23 protein-coding genes are annotated in these 20,824 nt (G+C 35.7%); 5 read left to right on the plus strand and 18 right to left on the minus strand.

The genetic code is table 11. From position 1 onward, the window contains the following. Window positions 1-7: 7 nt before the first annotated feature. The 10 genes from ACFX4N_RS12950 to ACFX4N_RS12995 all read right to left on the minus strand — a co-directional run bounded on the left by ACFX4N_RS12950 (window position 8) and on the right by ACFX4N_RS12995 (window position 9,113). Window positions 8-1,372 carry an ethanolamine ammonia-lyase subunit EutB gene (locus tag ACFX4N_RS12950; protein ID WP_053487603.1) on the minus strand — a complete coding sequence of 455 codons (1,365 nt, stop codon included), beginning with the start codon at window positions 1,370-1,372 and terminating at the stop codon, window positions 8-10. 17 nt (window positions 1,373-1,389) lie between these two features. Next, window positions 1,390-2,835 (minus strand): ethanolamine ammonia-lyase reactivating factor EutA, encoded by a 1,446-nt coding sequence (locus ACFX4N_RS12955; RefSeq protein ID WP_057273748.1) that lies wholly within the window; start codon window positions 2,833-2,835, stop codon window positions 1,390-1,392. 198 nt (window positions 2,836-3,033) lie between these two features. After that, the gene (locus ACFX4N_RS12960) at window positions 3,034-3,531 is read right to left on the minus strand and encodes a EutP/PduV family microcompartment system protein (RefSeq protein WP_053487604.1); all 498 of its coding nucleotides are present in this window, start codon (window positions 3,529-3,531) and stop codon (window positions 3,034-3,036) included. Between the two features lie 24 nt (window positions 3,532-3,555). Then, window positions 3,556-3,897: an ethanolamine utilization microcompartment protein EutS gene (gene eutS / locus ACFX4N_RS12965; protein WP_013058372.1), complete on the minus strand. Its 342-nt coding sequence runs from the start codon at window positions 3,895-3,897 to the stop codon at window positions 3,556-3,558. A 42-nt stretch (window positions 3,898-3,939) separates the two neighbouring features. Further along, window positions 3,940-5,229: an ethanolamine utilization protein EutH gene (eutH, locus tag ACFX4N_RS12970; protein ID WP_078082073.1), complete on the minus strand. Its 1,290-nt coding sequence runs from the start codon at window positions 5,227-5,229 to the stop codon at window positions 3,940-3,942. A gap of 214 nt (window positions 5,230-5,443) precedes the next feature. Then, window positions 5,444-6,016: an ANTAR domain-containing response regulator gene (locus tag ACFX4N_RS12975; protein WP_013058374.1), complete on the minus strand. Its 573-nt coding sequence runs from the start codon at window positions 6,014-6,016 to the stop codon at window positions 5,444-5,446. Continuing rightward, window positions 6,009-7,442, minus strand: a complete 1,434-nt coding sequence (locus ACFX4N_RS12980; protein WP_053487605.1) for a sensor histidine kinase — start codon at window positions 7,440-7,442, stop codon at window positions 6,009-6,011. The genes ACFX4N_RS12975 and ACFX4N_RS12980 overlap by 8 nt, the downstream gene beginning before the upstream one ends. Before the next feature lie 610 nt (window positions 7,443-8,052). Further along, window positions 8,053-8,334 carry a hypothetical protein gene (locus tag ACFX4N_RS12985; RefSeq protein ID WP_057273750.1) on the minus strand — a complete coding sequence of 94 codons (282 nt, stop codon included), beginning with the start codon at window positions 8,332-8,334 and terminating at the stop codon, window positions 8,053-8,055. 10 nt (window positions 8,335-8,344) lie between these two features. Continuing rightward, on the minus strand, window positions 8,345-8,734 hold the full coding sequence (locus ACFX4N_RS12990; protein WP_057234365.1) for an SHOCT-like domain-containing protein: 390 nt from the start codon (window positions 8,732-8,734) through the stop codon (window positions 8,345-8,347). 13 nt (window positions 8,735-8,747) lie between these two features. Next, on the minus strand, window positions 8,748-9,113 hold the full coding sequence (locus ACFX4N_RS12995; protein ID WP_057273752.1) for a DUF2089 domain-containing protein: 366 nt from the start codon (window positions 9,111-9,113) through the stop codon (window positions 8,748-8,750). Window positions 9,114-9,385: 272 nt separating this feature from the next. Between ACFX4N_RS12995 and ACFX4N_RS13000 the strand changes: the two genes are divergently transcribed. From ACFX4N_RS13000 to ACFX4N_RS13010, 3 genes are read left to right on the plus strand one after another with little or no spacing between them, the layout of a single operon-like run. Next, window positions 9,386-9,943 carry a TetR/AcrR family transcriptional regulator gene (locus tag ACFX4N_RS13000; RefSeq protein WP_057273753.1) on the plus strand — a complete coding sequence of 186 codons (558 nt, stop codon included), beginning with the start codon at window positions 9,386-9,388 and terminating at the stop codon, window positions 9,941-9,943. 14 nt (window positions 9,944-9,957) lie between these two features. Then, window positions 9,958-10,320 carry a DMT family transporter gene (locus ACFX4N_RS13005; RefSeq protein WP_057273754.1) on the plus strand — a complete coding sequence of 121 codons (363 nt, stop codon included), beginning with the start codon at window positions 9,958-9,960 and terminating at the stop codon, window positions 10,318-10,320. A gap of 4 nt (window positions 10,321-10,324) precedes the next feature. Continuing rightward, window positions 10,325-10,735 (plus strand): YvaD family protein, encoded by a 411-nt coding sequence (locus ACFX4N_RS13010; protein ID WP_057273755.1) that lies wholly within the window; start codon window positions 10,325-10,327, stop codon window positions 10,733-10,735. 95 nt (window positions 10,736-10,830) lie between these two features. Here ACFX4N_RS13010 and ACFX4N_RS13015 read toward each other — a convergent pair whose 3' ends face one another. The 4 genes from ACFX4N_RS13015 to ACFX4N_RS13030 form a co-directional block, all read right to left on the minus strand. Further along, complete coding sequence (locus ACFX4N_RS13015) at window positions 10,831-12,234, minus strand: MFS transporter (RefSeq protein WP_013058383.1); 1,404 nt, start codon at window positions 12,232-12,234, stop codon at window positions 10,831-10,833. A 159-nt stretch (window positions 12,235-12,393) separates the two neighbouring features. Continuing rightward, window positions 12,394-13,401, minus strand: a complete 1,008-nt coding sequence (locus tag ACFX4N_RS13020) for a LacI family DNA-binding transcriptional regulator (RefSeq protein ID WP_057273756.1) — start codon at window positions 13,399-13,401, stop codon at window positions 12,394-12,396. Between the two features lie 106 nt (window positions 13,402-13,507). Continuing rightward, on the minus strand, window positions 13,508-14,455 hold the full coding sequence (locus tag ACFX4N_RS13025) for a dihydrodipicolinate synthase family protein (RefSeq protein WP_057273757.1): 948 nt from the start codon (window positions 14,453-14,455) through the stop codon (window positions 13,508-13,510). A gap of 580 nt (window positions 14,456-15,035) precedes the next feature. Then, entirely contained in the window at window positions 15,036-16,145 is a 1,110-nt protein-coding gene (locus ACFX4N_RS13030; RefSeq protein ID WP_274588683.1) for a Gfo/Idh/MocA family protein, read from the minus strand. Window positions 16,146-16,270: 125 nt separating this feature from the next. Here ACFX4N_RS13030 and ACFX4N_RS13035 point away from each other — a divergent pair, with 125 nt between their 5' ends. After that, window positions 16,271-17,143 carry a LysR family transcriptional regulator gene (locus ACFX4N_RS13035; RefSeq protein WP_013058387.1) on the plus strand — a complete coding sequence of 291 codons (873 nt, stop codon included), beginning with the start codon at window positions 16,271-16,273 and terminating at the stop codon, window positions 17,141-17,143. Between the two features lie 291 nt (window positions 17,144-17,434). Here the strand turns inward: ACFX4N_RS13035 and ACFX4N_RS13040 are convergent, their stop codons facing one another. Genes ACFX4N_RS13040 through ACFX4N_RS13055 form a run of 4 tightly spaced genes read right to left on the minus strand, consistent with a single transcriptional unit; the run spans window position 17,435 to window position 19,394 of the window. Further along, window positions 17,435-17,605, minus strand: a complete 171-nt coding sequence (locus ACFX4N_RS13040; RefSeq protein WP_176520304.1) for a hypothetical protein — start codon at window positions 17,603-17,605, stop codon at window positions 17,435-17,437. Beyond that, window positions 17,605-17,757, minus strand: coding sequence for a hypothetical protein (locus ACFX4N_RS13045; protein WP_157835277.1), 153 nt, complete (start codon window positions 17,755-17,757; stop codon window positions 17,605-17,607). The genes ACFX4N_RS13040 and ACFX4N_RS13045 overlap by 1 nt, the downstream gene beginning before the upstream one ends. Before the next feature lie 45 nt (window positions 17,758-17,802). Further along, entirely contained in the window at window positions 17,803-18,693 is an 891-nt protein-coding gene (locus tag ACFX4N_RS13050) for a prephenate dehydrogenase/arogenate dehydrogenase family protein (protein WP_097826852.1), read from the minus strand. A gap of 20 nt (window positions 18,694-18,713) precedes the next feature. Then, on the minus strand, window positions 18,714-19,394 hold the full coding sequence (locus ACFX4N_RS13055; protein ID WP_061859408.1) for an RraA family protein: 681 nt from the start codon (window positions 19,392-19,394) through the stop codon (window positions 18,714-18,716). A gap of 436 nt (window positions 19,395-19,830) precedes the next feature. On the opposite strand from ACFX4N_RS13055, the gene ACFX4N_RS13060 reads away from it, so the two are divergent. Continuing rightward, window positions 19,831-20,682, plus strand: a complete 852-nt coding sequence (locus ACFX4N_RS13060) for a MurR/RpiR family transcriptional regulator (protein ID WP_013058390.1) — start codon at window positions 19,831-19,833, stop codon at window positions 20,680-20,682. Window positions 20,683-20,824 lie beyond the last annotated feature (142 nt).

The following is a 20,824-nucleotide window of genomic DNA, read 5'->3' on the forward strand; positions in this document are numbered from 1 at the left end:
TTATCACCTACCTTGTAAAAATACTTGGATCTCCTGCATATTTACTTAATTTCCCTTGTTCAAAAATCCCCATTTTCTCGAGCCACTCTGCAAACAAAGGAGAAGGCTGTTTCCCCATCGTTTGCCTTAAAGTCGCTACATCATGGTAGCTCATTGATTGGTAGTTAAGCATACAATCATCACCCATTGGTGTTGCGATAATAAAATTAACGCCTGCAGCTGTTAGCAATACACCTAGATCTTCAATATCATTTTGATCTGCTTTAATATGATTGGTGTAACAAATATCTACACCCATTGGAATCCCATGCATCTTTGCCATAAAATGATCTTCTAAGCCTGCGCGAATAACTTGCTTGTTGTTGTATAAGTACTCAGGTCCAATAAAGCCAACCACGGTATTTACAATGTAAGGGTCGTAATGACGTGCAAACCCATAGTTACGCGACTCTAACGTTAGCTGATCCATTCCAAAGTGCGCTTCAGCTGATAGCTCGGAACCTTGTCCTGTTTCAAAATATAAGCACTGAGGCCCTGTTCCTGTTCCGTGACTCTTAGCTAATTGATTTGCCTCTTCTAGTAAGGCAGCGCTGATTCCAAATGAACGGTTAGCGGCTTCTGTTCCAGCGATACTTTGGAAAATCATATCCGCTGGTGCTCCTTGTTCAATGGCTTTCATCTGAGTCGTAACATGAGCTAAAACACAGTTTTGAGTTGGAATCTCCCAATCATTCATAAAGTTTTTTGTGGCGTGGAGCAGCCGTTTTACACTTTCAACCGAATCATCTACAGGGTTAATACCAATAACGGCGTCTCCAATTCCGTAAGACAGCCCTTCTTTTAACGAAGCAATCATGCCTTCTACATTGTCTGTAGGATGGTTAGGCTGCAGTCTAGAAGCTAAGACTCCTTTTTGGCCAATCGTAATATTGCATTTTGTTAAAATTTCAATCTTATTCGCTGCGTGAACCAAATCAAGATTTGACATTAGCTTTGCTACTGCAGCAATAATTTCACTATTTAACCCTCGACTAATCCTCTTTAAATCCTCACCCGTTGTTTCATCGCTTAAGATATACTCTCTAAGCTCTGCTACGGACCAATTTTTCATTGATTGATAGATGGGCTCATTGACTTGATTTTCAATAATTTGAGATACTTCGTCTTCTTCAGGTGAAATCATTGGATTTTCGCGAATATCAGCAAGTGTTAATTCGCTAAGCACCTCTTTTGCAGCAATTCTTTCTTGAACGGTTTCTGCAGCTAAACCTGCCAGCCGGTCACCAGACTTTTCTTCATTTGCCTTAGCGAACAGATCTTTTAAATCAGAAAATTGATAAACAGCACCTAAATAATGTGTATGTAACTTCACCAGTGAAGCCCCCTTTCTTATGAATGGAACGTAAGGGTTTTGACTACTACCGGTACTACGCTTGTTTGTAGCAGCTGACCAATATCTAAGTAATCACCGTGTTCCACCTTAATTTGATCAATACAAATAATGCTTTGCGACGAATCTTGAGCAACAAGCGTTTGGCCCAATACCTTGGCATGGTCGCTCTCAAGAACAATAATGAGCGGCTGATCTCTTTTGTTTTTTTGTTTCACCGCTTCTAGCAGACCTTTTGCCAATTGTTGAATATCTCGAAATCCTACGTATGGAAGCCCAGATAAGTACAAGGCAAAATTTTGTCCCTCCTGTTGTGGGTCATGTATCTCAATTGCATCTTTTACAGCATCCTTTAAGTGATGAACACTTTTTTGAAACCCATCCTTAAAAGAAATTTGATAAACAGGTACATTTCGTACAGGTAAATCTTTGGTTTCTACTTGAATCGTGGCTCCACTGATTTCAGTCGTTTGTGTACCAGCACCAAGAACAGTTGCGCGAACGGTTTCATCAGGCTGAATCCATGACCATCCTTTCAAACTCTGACTACCCCTTAAAGAGTCCGCAAGCATCATTCCTATGTCTTGGTAAGGAGCTTGTTCAAAACCTTTAGATTCATATTGATAGAGGCACTCACTGATTCCACCAGAAAACATAATGACATCAATTTCTTCTTTCCAATTCGGTTCATGACCTAAAAGCAGTACCTTGTCTTCTGCTGTCATGGTACGTGTTAGCATTCTACTAATCACATCGGCCATATAATTTGTTATATTCTTTATCTCTTTTTCCACCATTACGTCACCTGTTGCAAGAGTACTATTCCACTCTCTTAATAGGTTTCTAACGGGTGGCGAAATATTGCTGATTTTATCTTCCGAAAACTCTATCAGCCTGCCTCCTATGTGCAGTGTGCAGGTTCCACACAGCCTTCCCATTCGATAAACTGCTACATTAGCTGTTCCCCCGCCAATATCTACATTGGCAATAGTTTTGCTCATTTTTTTAGAATATTGATAAGCTCCTGATCCTTTTGCTGCAATAATTCCCTCTAAATCAGGACCCGCAGTTGCAACTAAAAACTCACCGGCATGATTTGAAAGATGGTGAATCATTTCTTCCGCATTTTGCTTAGTTGCTGTTTCACCTGTAATAATCACGGCACCTGTTTTAATATCTCCAGAACCAACGTTTGCTTTATCATACTCATTTCTAACAAGCTTCTCTATTGCTTCAATATCGATTGTTGTTGATGTGAGAAGTGGTGTCCGATAAATCGGGCTACGATGAATAATTTTTTTATCAATAATCTCAATACGCGGCAAGTGTGTTCCTCCTGCCATATTCATCAGAGAAAATTGACTTAACACAATTTTGGTTGTGCTTGTTCCTATATCAATTCCTGCGCTGATAATCTCCTCTTTTAGCGGTTCGTATTGTTTCATATCCCTCCACCTCATCAACCTTCAATCAGCAAAAGGTTTTATTCATTACTGATTGCTAATTAGTCGTGTTTTAGTCAAATAAAAAAGGCACCTCATACGAACTATCCCCTAAAAGATAGCTGTATAAGGCGCCTTTGCCCGTGATTTTTTTGTATATTTAGAATATAACTGATTTTTTACAAAATGTAAAGGTTTTCATTAAAAAATAATATATTTCGATTTCCAGTTATCAGTATACTGTTTCATCTCTTGTAAAGACTGACACTGTACCAAAGCTCGAACCTCTTCAAGCCCTTCTTTATTGCGAGAAGAAGTGACAACAATAGGACCATTTACAACTACTTGCCTTGCTTTTTTAATAGCTAAGCTCACATCAGCATCTTTTGCATCACTTTTTGTAATGACCCCAATAGCTAACTTATTAATGCCTGTACTAAAATTAGGTGGAAAGACTGTCTTTTTCTTTGTGGCGTCCTGCAAATATAACACATGTGTAACTTCAAGAGCGGTTGCCATAATATTTTTATAAAAAAAAGGATTTTCAACATATTCTCCAGGTGTATCAACAATCCAATCATAATAGATTAAAGCTTGTGTTTTAACTGCCTCGACCGGCTTTCCAAGCAGAGCATTTGTTAATGTCGATTTGCCGGCACCAATTGAGCCAATGAGCATGGCTCTATTTTTTTTATGCATACGTCTTCCCTCCCTACTATACAATTAGGATTTTGTAATAATTGAAGGCGTGTACCCTAATGTTTCTGAGAGAAAACGATTGATTTCTCTCATGGCCATATCCACTTCCGAAACGCTTCCTACAATAACAAGACTTCCTGTAAAACGATCTAAAAAACCTAACTGAACATGTGCAGCTTTTGTAGCCAAATCACCTGCAATAATAACCGTTTCGCTTGGAGTTAATGTTAAAATACCTAAAGCTCCTTCTTGTTGTATACCTAATTTTTCGAACATATCCGGATCTGGATTTGCAATTAAATGGCTCAATGTAATTTGTTTTCCCGGCACAAACTCTTGAATAAAACGCTTTTTTTCTTCACTCATAAAAAATTACCTCTCCCTTATCGTACAAATTCTATACAATGCTTACATCACTTGTGTCTTACTGCTTTTTTCTTCTACCTTTTCATTTTCTTCAGCTGCTGAACTTAAGTACTCGTCTTTTCCAATAATGCCTGCTTCACGATCCTTCCTTTCTAGCTCTAAGGCTTTTGGAACAGATAGCCAATATGCTAAACCGATGCCTATTACACCCGCAGAGAACTTCCCGATAATAACTGGGAGAATTAATGTCGGCTGGAAATTGGCTGTAAAGGATAAATGATCTCCTAATAAAAATGCCGAGCAAACTGCAAACGAAATATTAATAACTTTGTCTTTTGGAGGCATGCTTCGAATGAGCTTAAACATCGCCAAAATATTAGCAATTGTAGCTAAAATACCTGCACTGCCTTCTTTACTTAATCCAAGTTTTTTCCCTACAGCTTCAAGCGGCTTTCCTGCATATTTTTGAAGCAAATAAACCATTGGAAATGCACCAGCAAGCATAATGCCAATATAACCTGCTGTTTCTAGCGCACGGAATTGATCCGCTTTATCTGCCATGATCGGATGAAATCCCCAGCTTCCAAATAGATGAGAGAATAAGCCTGTAAAAATTTCAACAATGGAAAAAACAAGAACTAGCTTAATTCCAGCATCCATGATACGCCCAAACCACATAAACCCTTTAATCATTAAATCAGGCAAGAAATATAGTCCTACCGCTAACAGCACAACAAATAATAAAAGTGGAGATAAATTCAAAATAATTTTCAAATAACTTATCGTAAATTCGTATGTTGAATCACTTGTAGTGGAAATAATTTTACGCACATCAGAATTGGTTACCATAATTAAAACACTTGAAATAAAAGCCCCAATTGGAATCGTTAACACACCTGACATAACGCCGAGCGCCATATATTTATGGTCGCGTTTATCAAGCATGGCAAGTCCTACTGGAATCGAGAATACAATGGTTGCTCCGGCCATAAATCCTACTATCATAGCCATGACCCATCCTTCATACGACTCTTTTAATACGTGTGCTAATTGATATCCTCCCATATCCGTTGCTAAGATAGAGGTTGCAGCGATAGCAGGATCTGCCCCAATAGCTGAGAAAAAAGGACCGCATACCGTACTAATAAACCACGAAAGATATGGAGTTGCAGCCATGATACCAGCCGCTGGTATAAAAATATACCCGATAGAATGTAACCCTTCCATGAATTGCTTTCCTAATCCTTCATCACTATTTCTAATCGCAGCAATAGCCCCACACACTGCACAAGTCATGATAATATAAATCACGATTTTCCCAATGATAACCACACCCAATTCCCCCTATATGATGATTTTTATTTAAATAGATAATAGTTTAACTATTTCTATCTATTTAAAGCGTATGAAGTAACCTGTCAAGAGCTTTGCTACTAGAGAAAGATTAAAATTGTTCCCTTAAAAAAGACAAAAAGGTGCCAGGTGGTTTTTTATCACTTAAAACCACTAAGCACCTTTGCTCAAACTATTTACTTGTACAGTGAGGTTAAGTTCCATATTTCTCAATGATGTGTTTTGCTAACTTCTCTAGTGTAACCTGCTTTTTCATGCTAATAGTCCGCATTTTTTTGAAAGCACGATCTTCTGTTAAATTATATTTATCCATTAAAATTCCTTTTGCTTTTTCAACAATTTTTCGTTTCTTCAGTTCATTATTCATTTCCTGAACTTTTTGCTCATACATTTTTGCATTTTCTGCTTGCTGTAGAGCGATTTCAACTGCTGGAATTAAATTTGATTCAGCTATCGGTTTTACTAAATAGCCTACTATATTCGCTTTTTTTGCTTTATCAATAAACTCCCTCTGGCTGTATGCTGTCAACAGCAGAATAGGAATATTATATTTATTTGAAATAATTTCACTTGCTTTTAGTCCATTTAACTTAGGCATTTTTATATCCATAATAATCAGATCTGGCTTTAGTGCAAAAGCTAATTCAACCGCTTTTTCTCCATCTCCAGCTTCTCCTACTATTTCATAACCATTATCAGAGAGCATCATTGATAAATCTAGTCGTACAATTGACTCATCTTCAACAATCATAATTCGTTTAGTCACGGTGTCCGCCTCTTTCTAATGGGAACCTAGCTGATGCCATGGTGCCATTTGCAGTTCTCTCAATCGAAAATTGACCAGATAAATCGTGAGTGACCATCATGGTAACTATATCTAATCCTAAAGATGGTTTGGCTTCTTTTGAGTATCCAACACCATTATCTTTAATTGTAACCTCTATCTCACAGTTATTCTGTTGAAAAGAAACGTGAACCTTACCTTCTTCTCGCCCCTTAAACGCATGTTTCATACAGTTTTGAATGAGCTCATTAATAATTAATGCTATGGAGACAGCTTTATCCGACTTTGTAAAAAGCTGAGTGCCCGAATATTCAATTGAAATATTTTTATTTTCATCCGTAGAGCTATACACTAGCATATTACCAATTTTCTCAATCAAACTAAGAATATCTACATTGTCTACACTAGAGTTGGAAAGAATAATCTCGTACACAGAAGCGATACTTAAAATCCGGTTAAGACTCTCGACAAAATGAGCCTTGCTTTCTTCAGGAAGGCCCCTTCTCATCTGGAGCCTTAATAAACTCGCAATAGTCTGTAAATTATTTTTGACGCGATGATGAATTTCTTGAATCATGACTGATTTGACAACAAGTTCTCTTTCTCTCTCTCTAAGTTCAGTCATATCTCGAAATGTAATAAAAGCGCCATTCGTTGGATTTTCTTGTTTTAAACTAACTTTTTTGACTTGAAACACCTTATTTAAAATGGTCACTTCGTGCATAAACAACTTTTCTGGATGATAAAATAACTCTTCTAAACAAGGAAAATATTCGATGATTTGATTGCCTGTCTTACATTCTGAGGAACAGACTTCAGAAACCAAATTAAAAGCAGCAGAATTAAAATATAGAATGTGTAAATTAGGATCAATAAAGAAAAGTGCCTCTCCAATAAACTCTGGAATAAGCGAAGCATTTTCTGTCATCTCCATTAAAATTTCGCTTAACGTATCATTTGTATTTGATAACGTTTTCATTTTTTCTTGACGTTCAACTACTTCACTGATATCTTTCTCCATAATCAATGTAGCAATTACACGATTATTAAATCCTTTAATAGGAACCACACTTTGTTCTACCGTTTTTCCTTCTTGTGTTAAGGCACGATTTAAAGACATCGGTTTTCCATTTTGCAGCGTGTAAAATACTGCTGGTTCAAACGCTTCGTACACAAATTTCCCTGCGACTGGACGTTCATAAACTGACGGTGCAGTTTCTGGTGCAGCTTCTGCCACTACAACTGCATGCTGTCCTTCTTTTGTTAAACAATCGATAAACACATTTGCTCGGTTTAAATCAGCAATAAGCGGCAAATTTTTAGCAACTTCATCAATCTTTTGAATATCGACTTCTGCTAGATTTGTATGAAGTCTGCATAAAGAATTTAAGGATAATGTATGAGTCATATGTAAACTCCTAGCTGCTTTTAAACATTTAAGCATTAAAATATTAGAATATAATAAGTATTATATTTTTCTGAACTTTCTTTGTCAATGACCCATTTTGACGCGAAAATATTTACTTTATGAAGGAAACCTTATTTCTTCTATGACTTATCACTTCTTTTTCTAAAGGTAAAAGTGGAAGATGTTGGTATACACTCCAGTTTAATTCGCATAGATATAGTCCCTGGGCTTTAAAGCTTTTTACATAAAAATTAGTATTCTGTTATTTTGTTAGTAATAGCTTATGATAGTGAGTTTTGGATTTTTTAAAAAGATAAAATCAACTACAGAGCTGCTTAATAAAAAGAAATACTTAATAAAATCAAGTAGCAAAGGGGCGTTTTAATACGATGTCAGTGTGGATAGGAATATGGATTGCTATGTTTGTTGCCATATTTGGGGGCACATATTCCGGATATAGGTTAAATAAGAAAAGGAAAGAAGCAGAGAAAAAAAGAGATCATACAGCACGATAGCAAACTGTATGATCTCTTTTTTTAGCCTTTTTTACATCTATATGGACGAATAAGGTTTTATTTTTACACGCGGGTAGGCACTTTGCAAAGCTACATCATAGTTTAACTCTTACCTCTGTACCGTCAGTAGCTTTGACATCTACTAGTACCATTCCCTTATGTTTCTTCAGTTCCTTAACAATAGGCTTTAGCATGCTTTTATCGATTAGCGGAAAAGTAAAATTCAGCTCTTTTCTTTTAAAATGTTCTTTTGTCCATTTATCTGCATGCTTCTGGATAAATTTCGAAAAAACAACGCTGATAACAACGTTTAAAAGAGCATATGGAATAGGGATGTTAAACCGAGCTTCTTTGGTTTTCACTTTTACATGAATCATAAGCGAACCATTACTCAATAATGACTGAAACGGTATCGCCGTTTGCCGATTTAATATCAACAATTTGGCCATCTAACTCGTTTTCGATTGCCTCAACAATAAGGTTTATGTCTATATCTTTCACATATTTTTCTGATTGAGGGATACTCGCTGCGATGCTGTGTCCAGCCATTAATACCAGCTTGACTAGTTTTATAGGCAAATTAACCTTCACATTATCGTTTTCAGTTGACACAACTCGAATTTTTAACGTTTTATCTAAATACGCAGTCGGTTTCTTCAAAAGCTTATTGCCTGTTTCTTCTTTTTCTTTTAATACTTGAATCAGTTCTGATCCCTTTTCTGCATCAATCTTGCCTTCTTGAACCATTGTTAACACTCTTGTAATTTCCTCTTTCATAAAAATTCCCTCCCTATTCTTCTTTTAAGAGCTTGATGGCTTCTTCTGCTGTAATTTCACCATTTTCTAACATGGACACAACTTTTTTCTCATCTACTTCGTTTTTCTTCTTCTCTACATATCCAAGGGACGAAATGATGTCTGTGAGCTTGCCTCGAACGGTTGGATAGGAAACGCCCAGTTCCTTTTCCACTTCTTTGATATTTCCTCTGCATGTTAAAAATACTTCTACAAAATGAAGCTGATCACTTGATAAGGATGCCAGTTTAGATAATTCAAACTCATTTTCAATTGTCGTGTGACAATGAGTGCACTGCAGCTTTGTAATTTTTAATGTTTCACTGCAAACAGGACAATTTGTAATTACTTTATAAGCCATAATCAAATCTCCTTCTTTTAGTTAATTTGATTATATAACAAATATTTAATATTAAAAACAATAAAATTAAATAATTTTATATTAAAAATTAAATATATTAACTTTAATTTTAAAAATATTGATAAATTGCTCTAAAACCAAAACAATAAGAGCCCAGATCCTTCACATCTAAAAAAGTAAACACAAGATAAAAATGTTTATTTTTGGAAAAATATATTGTAAAATACATTTGGTACTATAAAATTATTTCCGGTACCACATGGAGGTTTTTTATGAAAGAGCGAATTACACAAGAAGCCATTTTTTTAATTCAGCAAAAAGGGTTGTCTTTTACTATTAGCGATTTGGCTAAGAATTTAGGAACGAGCAAACGAACCATGTACCAACATTTCAGCTCCAAAGACGACATCATTGACTCGATAATTGAAAATCTCATCCTACAGATCAAGAACAAAGAAGAAGAAATCTTCCATGATGAAAGTCTAAGTTTACTTGAAAAGATTACCCAAGTCCTTATATGTGTTCCTAAAGAGTTTAGTACAATGGACTTTCGCCTATTAGCAGATTTAAAACGGCTTCACTATAATCAATGGGTTAAGATAGATGACTTTTTAAAGCAAGAGTGGGATCTAGTGGTAAAACTGATGGAAGAAGGAATAGAAACAGGAGTTCTACGTGAAATTGATTCACAACTATTTATAGAGCTATACCTGGGCGCAATCAATCAAATTTATCAGCCAAGCTTCTCTCTAAAATCTACCTTAACAATAAGTGAAATATTAAAATCTGTTATTGATATTCTTTTGAATGGCATTTCTATAAAAAAATAAGGTGGCGAAAAGATTTGCATTGGATCTATCTATGTTTAGCTATACTTTTTGAAGTGGCTGGTACTACATCCATGAAATTATCAGACGGTTTTACTAAAGTTATACCAAGTGTGTTGCTCATATTTTTTTATATTTGTAGTTTGTGTTTTTTGACGTTAACTTTAAAAAGTTTAGAGGTTTCAATTGCTTATGCTATTTGGTCAGGTATGGGGATTATAATTATTACGCTAATTGGATTTATGTACTTTAATGAAAGTGTAAGCCTGCTAAAGATTGTTGCTATAGCTCTCATTATTATCGGCGTAGTAACATTAAATATGACCGGGGAAAAAGAAGCTAATACTAGTAAATCAACTTTGGAAGAACACACGAGGTAAAAAGATGAAATATTTAAAACCTTTTTTTCTTGTTACAGATATCGGATTTATTATCTATTGGATTGTTACTTACTTTGAATTGATACCCAAAAGTGTAGCCTTCAAAGATTATGATAACCCCATAGTCATAGCTTGGAACTGGTCGTTCTTCCCTCTAGATATTCTTGTTTCATTCACTGGATTGTTTAGCCTATATTTATACAAGCTGCATAGAGAATCATGGAAAGGTTACGCTTTAATTTCTCTAGTGTTAACATTTTGCTCAGGGCTACAAGCTATTGCGTATTGGGCATTTATTAAAGATTTCGATTTCACATGGTGGGCTTTTAATTTGTACTTGATGATTTACCCTCTATTCTTTATAAAATTACTTATAAAAGATAACGGCAATCAAAAAAGCAACCTTTCCTTATAATGAACGTTTTAAAAATTGTAAGAATTAATGAATAGCAGCATTCACTAATAAAAGAGGTAAGATTGGCTTAATCTTACCTCTTGGAACTTGCTCTTTTATGGTGCAATATCTTCTAAAACCTTTTCACGTGTTTCAATCATCTTAAATGCCATAAATGCACCTACTGCAGCTACACAAGCAAACAGAACAAAAACAGAGGTAATTCCCTTAGCGCCTAACACAAAGCCAAGTATCGTAGGAGCAATAGCCGAAGCTAGTCGCAGCCATGCTGTCGCAAACGCGATTCCAAGTACTCTCATACGTGTTGGATAAATTTCTGGCGTGTAGAGATAGAGTAGAACCGTAATTGTTCCCATAACGCCGTAAGCTGCTGAACCTAAATACATAACACTTTCGGCAGATTTGGCACCATTAAACCAAAGTGTCGTTAAAAGTAATCCTACAACAAGAAAAGCAATAGTTGCCCACCTTTTACGGCCAACTCTATCAATAAGTAAGGCGCAAGCAAACACAGCCACTGTTTGAATCACATTCGTTAGTGACGCTGCGTGTAGAGAATCCTCTAATGGAAGATTATAAACTGTTTTATATAAACTTGGGAGCCAGTTGTTAAGTCCATTCGCAACAAAGTAGGAAGAAAACCAAAGTGTCCAGACAATTAGCGTTCTACTGCGGTAAAAAGGGGAAAATAATTCTTTCCAATTGCCTTTTACTACAGCTTGAGGTGCACTAATTTTTGCTTCTATACGTTTATCCGTACTCGATTCAATTTCTTCAATTACTCGTTCTGCTTCGTCAAACCTGCCCTTTGAAATTAACCAACGAGGCGATTCACGCAGCTTAAAGAAAAATAAAAAGACAATTAATCCGCCGATACCACCGATCAAAAACATCCACTTCCACCCAAAGCTAGGTACAACTAAAGCACCAATCTGCGCGGATATCATTAACCCTAGCGGAAAAATCATCTCATACAGCATAAAAAAACGTCCCCGTCCTTGTGCAACTGAAAGTTCATTTATATAAGCTGCAGCAACAGGAACTTCACCACCTACTCCGATGCCTTGTACGAACCGCAGCCACAGTAGTGCATGGAAATTACCTGCAAATGCACAAGCAATACTCATGACAGACATTAAAAAAATGGTCCATTTAGCACTATAGACACGTCCAAACCGTTCCGCCAGCCACCCAAAGAAGATAGCTCCAATCGCTTGTCCAAGATATCCAGAACCGATAAGAATACCGATTTGACCAGGGGTTAAATTCCATATTCCAATTAATACGGGTAAAACGAACGCCAGAGATAACGCATCAAAAGCATCAAAAAACGTGGCTGAACCCATAATCACACGTGGTTTAATATGCCAGCGTGAAAAGGGAACGCTTTCTATACGTGTAAGCAGTTCGGCAGCACGATTTGACAAGCCAATTTCTTCATGATTATAGTTGATATTCTTAGTAGCTTCTGAAGAATTTCTGTTCAATTCTGTATTCATACATAAATCCTCCTTAGTAGCGATTCCTTCAAATCGGAATGACAATGACCCTAAGATGCGTGAAACAAAACTTATTAAACTAGGAATTCAATGAAAGGGTTTACAGTTAAAGACAGCAAATAGCAGACTCTAAAATTTTTTAGAGCCTAGGTATACATTTTAGTTATGTTTTGGACTATCGGTTGTGGACCTGTTGATATATTCCATCTTAAATACAACATCTTTTTTTCGAATCTGTTTTCCTTCGAGCATATTCATCAGTATCGAGGTTGCTCTTTGACCAATATCTAATAAATCGACATGCACTGTAGATAAAGCAGGCGTGATAAAATCTGAAATTGGAACATCATCTGCCCCAACCACAGATAGATCTTTGGGTACAGATAGTCCAAGCATATTGGCTGCCTTAATAACACCGATGGCTAAATAATCAGATGAGCAAACGACCCCTGTAATGTTGCTATGTTTCTTTAAAAATGTCGCTACTTCTGTTGTTGCTTTTAAAGCGTCAAACTCATCAATCTCAAATACGTTTTCAGAAGAAAAAGGTAAACCTAGTTCATCCATTTTCTTTTTATATCCATTTAAACACCTGACACTATGCATGGAGCTCATCGGTCCATTTACGATTCCGATATTCCGGTGTCCTAGCTGATAAAGAGCATCCACTGCTTGTTTGATACCATCTTCATCATCCGGTCGTACGCATGGGAAAGGAGATCCTTCTAAATAGCTCCCTACTACGACAATCGGTAACCGGATACTTTCTAACCATTCTAGACTTAGCTCTTCATTTCTAGGTGCAAAAAGAATAACACCATCTACAGCCTGAGTTTCAAGCAACCGCTTCTGTTGAGAAGAGGTAAATGACATCATCATATTATAGTCTGTTTGGTCGATCCCTTTCGCTATTCCTTCTAAAACGGTTGAAAAAAATGGATTATTCAGAATAAATGATCCTCGTGGAACCACAACCGCAATATTTCCTGTGTTTTGTTTAACAAGTCCTCTAGCTCCTAAATTAGGACGATAATCTAATTCTTCCATTACTTTACGAATTCGTTCTGCGGTTTTCGCGCCAACACCAGGTTTATTTGTTAATACTCGTGAGACAGAAGCTGTTGACACACCAGCTTTAAGTGCCACGTCCTTAATACTTACACTCATAGTACATACCTCCGTGGGTCAAGTATATCTATCTATTATAAACGAGTCCCACCTAAATACTAAAGAATAGTGGTTGCAATCTTGCAACCACTACCTACAATATTTATTACGCTTTCACTTCATCTTTTAATAATCCGACTTTTAGTAAGCCTTGACGAATTTCTTCTACTTCCTTTTCTTTTAAAGGTAATACTGGACGTCTCGCTAATGAACTACTAATTAATCCACGTTGATACATCGCTTCTTTCATACGCAAGTGAGAAGTAGAAGAAGGCTCATCCATTTTATATACAGCCTGCTTTAATTCAAAGATACGGTCATACACAGCATTCGCAGCCGTTAAGTCTTGATCTTTCACACATTTCACTAGTTCTGCAATTAAATCTGGCACAAAACAACCAAAGCCAACTAATGCACCGTCAATTCCTTGAACTAAAGTAGGTAACAAGTATTCATCATGGCACGTTAACAGTGAAACATCAGGCGCATTCTTTTTTAGTGCTCGAATATCTACTTCATATTGTGCAATATCTCGTTGGCCGACTTTAATAGACACAACGTTTGGAATAGCAGCCATTTCTAATAATTGACTGGTTGTATACGAAGTTTTTGTCCAAGTTGGGTATTGGTGAACAACGATTGAGATATTAATCGCTTCTGCCACATCTTTAAAAAACTGAACAGGTGATTCTTCTTGCATCCCAAATCGCAGCCAAGAATGCGGAGGCATAAGAAGGATCCCACTGCCTCCTGCTTTTTCTACAGCTTGCGCATGTTGGATAGCCTCGATTGTTCCTTCTGCCGATACACCAGAGATAACAGGAATACGACCTTTTAATTCGTCAGCTGCAATTCTTACAGCCTCTGCACGTTCTTCAGGTAATAAAGTCATAATCTCCCCTGTATGACCATTTACTACAATTCCATTAACCCCTTCATGACCTGCAACCCAGCGAACTAAAGAGCGAAAGCCCTCTTCATCAATTGAATAATCGTCCTTAAATGGGATAAGAACTGCTGGAAATACGCCACTCCATTTTACTTTGTTTTTCATTAAAAACATCCCCTTTGTTGTTTTAGTTTTTAATTTAAATTTATAGTAAACGTTTACGTAATTAATCATAAAATGTAAACGGTTAATTGTCAATATAATTTTTATTTTCTGATAAAACAAGACAAAAAAAGCTTTCAATCGTAGAATATACCAATGAAAACATAATTATCACAGAATAACTTAATAGTAAACGTTTACTATTAAGTTTATGGGGGAGATTCAAGGTTTAAAGTTTAAATTGTCCTTGGGCTTTAGAGGATTTCTTACATAAAGGTTAGTATTGCTGCTGTTATTTCTCTAGCAATAGCTTATATGATGAGTTGTGGATTCAAAAGAAAAAGATAAGGTCAACTAAGGTGCTGCTTGATAAAAGAGGGTTTCTAACATAGCTTTTATATTTGAGGGAGCAATGCCAAATGACTTACATGAGAATTTACACAAATATAATTCTAGTTGTTCAAATTACTAAGAAGGCAGCCACATAACACCTTTAGCTGCCTTTTACCTTTAATTGTATACGTTCCAAGAAGTGATAAACCTAAATTATTTTACATAATATACATGTTGTTATGAATATGCCTTACCTATCAAGTACTACTTTTTCACCAGTCTCTGCAGATGTCCGAACCGCATCCAATAGCTGATGAAGCTTAACGGCATCATTGAAGTTGGGAATTTGACCTCTATTTTCGAATATATCTTTTGCCAACATATTATAAGCCTTTTCAACATAGCCTTTTGGATTATTATCTTTTACTGAAGATACGTTTATTTCTTCAAAATAAACACCTTTAGCACTTAATAAATAAGTAGGATATTTAACTTTTTCGACTTTGAGATCACCAAATTGCACGTGGCCTGAGGAATGATTTTGTGCTAAACGAAAAACCCCCTTTTCCCCTCTAATCTCTAATTGAAAAGCTGGATAAACTCCGCCTTGAATATGGACAGAAGCCGAAATGTCATCGATGAGTGTCCCTTGTATTAAGATTTGGTCCGCTGTATCTTTTGGTATCGTAACTCCTGTTCCTTGTATGAGAGTTTCTGTATAATGCGTATTCATTACAGCCGATAACTCTCTAAAATCACCTAAGATGTAGCAAAGAACATCAAGCGAGTGCCCACCGTTAATGGTAAGAAGGTTCGCTCCGTTTTCTTTTTTCAAAATATAACTGTTTGCTTCATCTGTTACTCCCCCTTTCCCTTGTGTGGCTACCTGCATGGTGCAGGAAATGATTCTCCCAATTTCTCCTTGTTTAATAGCCTCCTTTATATAATTCACTTCGGGAGATTGTCTTGCTTGTAATCCAATAGCATGGTGAATGTTCGCCTGACCCGCTAACCTTGCTAGTTTAACAGCCTGCATAGTATCTATGCCTAACGGCCACTCGCAATAAATATGTTTATTTTTCTCTATGGCTGCAATTGAAGCTTTGTAATGGAATGGAACTTTTACACTAACTACTACTAAATCAACATCTTTAGATTTAGCTAATTTCTTATAATCTGTGAAACTATGGGAAGCATGAAGTACCCTCGCACTTTCCTTTGCGGTTTCTGCTTTTGATGTTCCAATCGCGGTTATTTGATAAAAAGGGTTTTCTTTAAGTACTGGAATATGTGTTTTACTCGCCCATTGATTATTCAAAGATCCTCCTATAATTCCTACTTTTATTAATTGATCCGTCATTAGACATTCCTCCAAAATTTTGTAGAAAATCTTACCTTTTAATCAAGTATAATTAAAATGAATCATCATTTTAAATGTTAAAATATGATGGATATATCACTTTTTTTGATGGATGGTGAAAATGAATGGATATTGAAAACATGAAAGCTTTCGTTTCAGTGGCGGAATTAAGAAGTATATCTGCTGCTGCGATGAAATTGAACCATCTGCAATCTAATATGACCGCAAAAATAAAGAAAATTGAAATGTATTATAACCAAGAACTGTTTATCAGAAATTCAAAAGGAGTTAAATTAACAAAACAAGGAGAAAAATTGTACCATCAATTTAAAAAAATATTGCATCTTTGGGAAGAAACTGAAAATAAAATGAAAAAACAAGACGAAAAACTCCGTATTGGTACCATGATATCAGTTGGGGGAACTGAATTCTCAAGCGCTTTAAACAAACTTTATAACACATATCCCGATTTAGCAGTAACGTTAAAAACCGGTTCAACCGAATATATTGAAAATCAAGTTCTACTTGGACAAATTGATGTAGCTTATACAATTGGATCATTAAACAACAAAAAGATAAGGTATAAAGAAGTAGGAGTAGAAGAAATGGTTGTAATTGGTCGAGGGATTGATCAACACACAACATTTGATGATTATGTAAGACAAAAAAATATACTTGTACTATCTGATAAGTGCTTGTACATGACAATACTACATAATATTTATGTGAGCTTAAATATTGAACAAGGTGACATTATTGAAGTGGGTGATCCAGAAACATTAGTACAATTTGCATTAATGGGTATGGGTATTTCCTTAGTATCTAAGCGTATCGCAAATCGTTATAACATCAACAATTATTTAGAAGTTCCATCACCCTATAGATACACTGACTTTTATCTCATCTCTCGCCTAAATTATGAATTTACCCCTATAGAAAAACAGTTTATTGAGTTAAATAACTCCCTTAGCGACACTTTTAAAGGAATGGAAGTTTAACATCGAGGTTACAGTTCTTCCTGTAACCTCTTTTACAATTCCTTACCTGCAATTATCTTTTATATAAGTGTCATATGAGGTATTTTTTAATTTCCACAAGTTTGATCATGGGAAGCAGCCCTTCTAATTCCTGTGCCGCCATTGGTTACCAACACTATCTTATTTTTAAACATAACGTTTATATCTCTTTTATTATCAAGCTCTGGAGAATTACCATATTTGCTTGTTCATTCATTTTGTTTGGTCTTCTTCACTATCTTTTTTAAGTAGATTTCCTAAACCTAAAAGAACTCAGTTAACAGCTAGGGGAGAAGCAGGATTATAACAACAGACAATTTCAGAAAAAATTTTATGATTTTGTAATTTCACGAAAGTTTCTCTTGCCTCCCTTTCTGTTTTAAATTCAAACATGATAATATTATTTTCTCTTGAATAAGCATTGATTACAGTAACCACCCACATTAAAAACCCCCTAGGGTTGTTACAATTAAATTTGATTCTGATAAATGAATATCTCTGGCATTCTTATGAGTAACTGTTATACCTGTAGACTTATTTGGAATGAACCCCTTTTCTAACCAAATAGAACCGCTTTGAAAATTCCATGTTCCCAAGTAAATCCCCCCGTATCTTACTATTGATACAATAAATTAGTTTATTTAATTGTTTACAGCAGCATCTTCTTTACACGCTTTGATAACATCCAACCAGTGGTCTGGCTTTTGTCCTTTAAACTTTTCTTTCAAATTAAATGATGCTAATGTTTCTAACTTACTTTTTGCTGCTTTAGACATAACCGAGTTTAAATTAGAAGCCTCTAGCATTTGAATAGAGCCGTCTAACTCGATTGATCTTCTTAACGCATGTATAGAAGTCCCCGTTACTAATCGGTTCATTGTTTCTCTAAAGCTCTTACTATCTAGAGTTTCACTAATAGAATCTAAGACTAATTGTTCTACATTAAATTCATGAGAAGCTTCTAATAACTCTAGATAAAGAGCAACTACGCCTTTCATATAAATACTGCGGATTAGTTTTACAGCAGAGGCATCACCAGGTTTTTCACTTACTTTAGTTATGTCCATACCGTACGGAGTCATTAAGGAAATCAGTCGATCTACACCATTACCACTTGCTGAAATAGGAACCTTATGTTTATAAACCGGCAGGGGACCTAGCATTGCGGCATCCACAAAGAATGCATTCTTTTCTTGTATATTTGTGTTAACTTTTTGTTTCACGATAGGAGTGGAAGCTGATACATCTACATAGATACAATCTTTCTTTATAAATGGTTTTAGCATTTCACTAACTTCAAGTGCTTTATCTGCGGGTACTGCTACCATTACTATATCTGCTTGTTTTAAAACTTCTTCGGGTCTATAAAGAAGTTTTACTTGAGCTTGAGCAGCCCGTTCTTTAATTTGTGGACCATATGTAGGATGGTCTATCATAACATCATGAGCAAAAATGGTTTCTAAACCTTCGCCTTTTAAGCCAACTGACAACTCAAAAGCCGCCTCTCCAAATCCAATAAAACCTAATTTCACTTTAAAGCTCTCCCTTCTGTTTATAATCCGTATGCTTTCATCTGTTCTCTTAACCAAGAAGGCTGAATGTTGCCTCCAGATTCACCTTGCAGACGCGCTCTTTCAAATGCTTCGATTGTTTCTAAACGCGTTTTCTCATACTCTAGTTTTTTTTCAGCTTTAAAAAGAACCTCTTCAATCTTTTCTTTTGGAACTACAACAACTCCATCGTCATCACCTATAATTAGATCTCCTGGAATGACGGATACTCCTCCACAAGAAATAGGCTTATGCAACTCACCTGGCCCGTCTTTTAGGGGGCCATTTGGAATAAATCCTTTTGAGAAAATAGGAAATCCTGATTGACTAAGGGTCTCTTTGTCCCGAACTGCCCCATCTATAATAATCCCCTCAAATCCAATAGCTTTAGCTGCAGCTGCCATTAATTCTCCAAGGTAAGCATTTGCCGTATGCCCCTTTCCATCTACAACTAGTACATATCCTTCTGTACCATCATAGATTGCCTGATGAAGAAATAAGTTATCTCCAGGTCTTAAACTTACAGTTAGAGCGGTTCCAACTACCTTCATTCCTGTAGATACAGGCTTAATTTTATAATCCATTGAGCCTGTACACCCCATTGCATCGGATATAAGAGTTGTGTTAAGAAGTTTTGCTCTCTTAATAATGTCTTCAGATAATACTGGTGCTAAATTACTCACTGATATACACTCCTCTTCTCTTTTAATATATTCTAATCAATGCCCTACTCAGGATAACGCTTACAAAAATTAATTTAGTAAAATTAGATATTGCCCCCCTATTCGCAGAATATCTACAGTTTATTTGCTGCATTTTCGAAAAAGATAGAGAAACATCGTAAAAAATAAATAAAGTAATAAATATTACTACATTTAATATTTCAGTAATATTTATTACAACAACCTTAAATGTATCTTATCACCGGTGCCTAATAAAGTAAATCTATTTTTGTAAATAAAACACAGGAAAAACATATCGTAAGCCTTATTACTTAGAAGAAACATTTTTACATAAAAAAGTAAACATGCTAAAATTCAAGTAAGTATTGTGATAAATACTTTTTATATACTAAAAAAATAAAATTTACAATATAATCTGTTTAATTGGAGCGAAGGTATGGAAAATCCAATATTAAAATTAAAAGATAATATCTCACAACTAACAGAAACTCAACGGAGAGTAGCAGACTATATCCTTAAAAATCCTGTCGATGTAGCTTTTTTAACGGTTGATCAATTGGCTTTGACAGTAAAAACTAGTACGACCACGATAATGAGATTAGCTTTTAGTCTAGGCTATTCTGGATATGCAGAGTTTCAAAAAGGACTTCAGGAGCTTCTACGTAACAATGCTGCTCCTCAAATCAGATTAGAAACAAATTTGAAGGGCTTAGATGAGAGTGATTTGTGGATGCGCTGTGCAGAAAGTCAATTCAATAACATTCAATCAACAGTAGAAATGATTTCTACAGAGAGCCTAAATAAAGCGTTAGAAATGATTGTCTCTGCAGACCGAATATTTTGTACAAGCGTTAGAAGTGGTTTACCCGTGGCACAGCATCTATCCTTTGGGCTTAATCGACTACTCGGAAACTGTGAGCTAATTGTCTCTGACTTAAGTGATTGGGTGGATAAAGGAATTACTTTAACTTCTAAAGATTTAGTTATTGCAACCTCCTTTCCAAGGTACGCTAGAAGAACTGTTGAGTTTGTAACAGCTGCCAAAAGTAACGATGCCAAGGTCATTTCAATTACCGACAGTTATTCTTCTCCTTTAGTTAAGTACTCAGATTTAGTACTGACTTGTAGCTCGAGTAGTATCGCTTTTCATAATTCACCTATAGCGTCGCTACTTGTGGCCGATTATCTTGTAAGTGCGATAGCTATAAATTATCCAGAAAAGACAAAGGATCGTCTCGATAAAATCACTTCAGTCCTTACAAAAATTAATTATCATTACACTGATTAAATTTACGAATGTGGTAAAAGCATGAAATATCGAATGTATAAAATAATTCGATATTTTATGTTTTTACCACTTTTTTATTTTTTTAATTAAGTCTAATACTTCCCTTCACTTTTCATTTCTATAAAAAAACATTTACTTTTCA

The sequence above is a fragment of the Priestia sp. YIM B13551 genome (genome assembly GCF_042787905.1).
Lineage (GTDB): Bacteria > Bacillota > Bacilli > Bacillales > Bacillaceae_H > Priestia.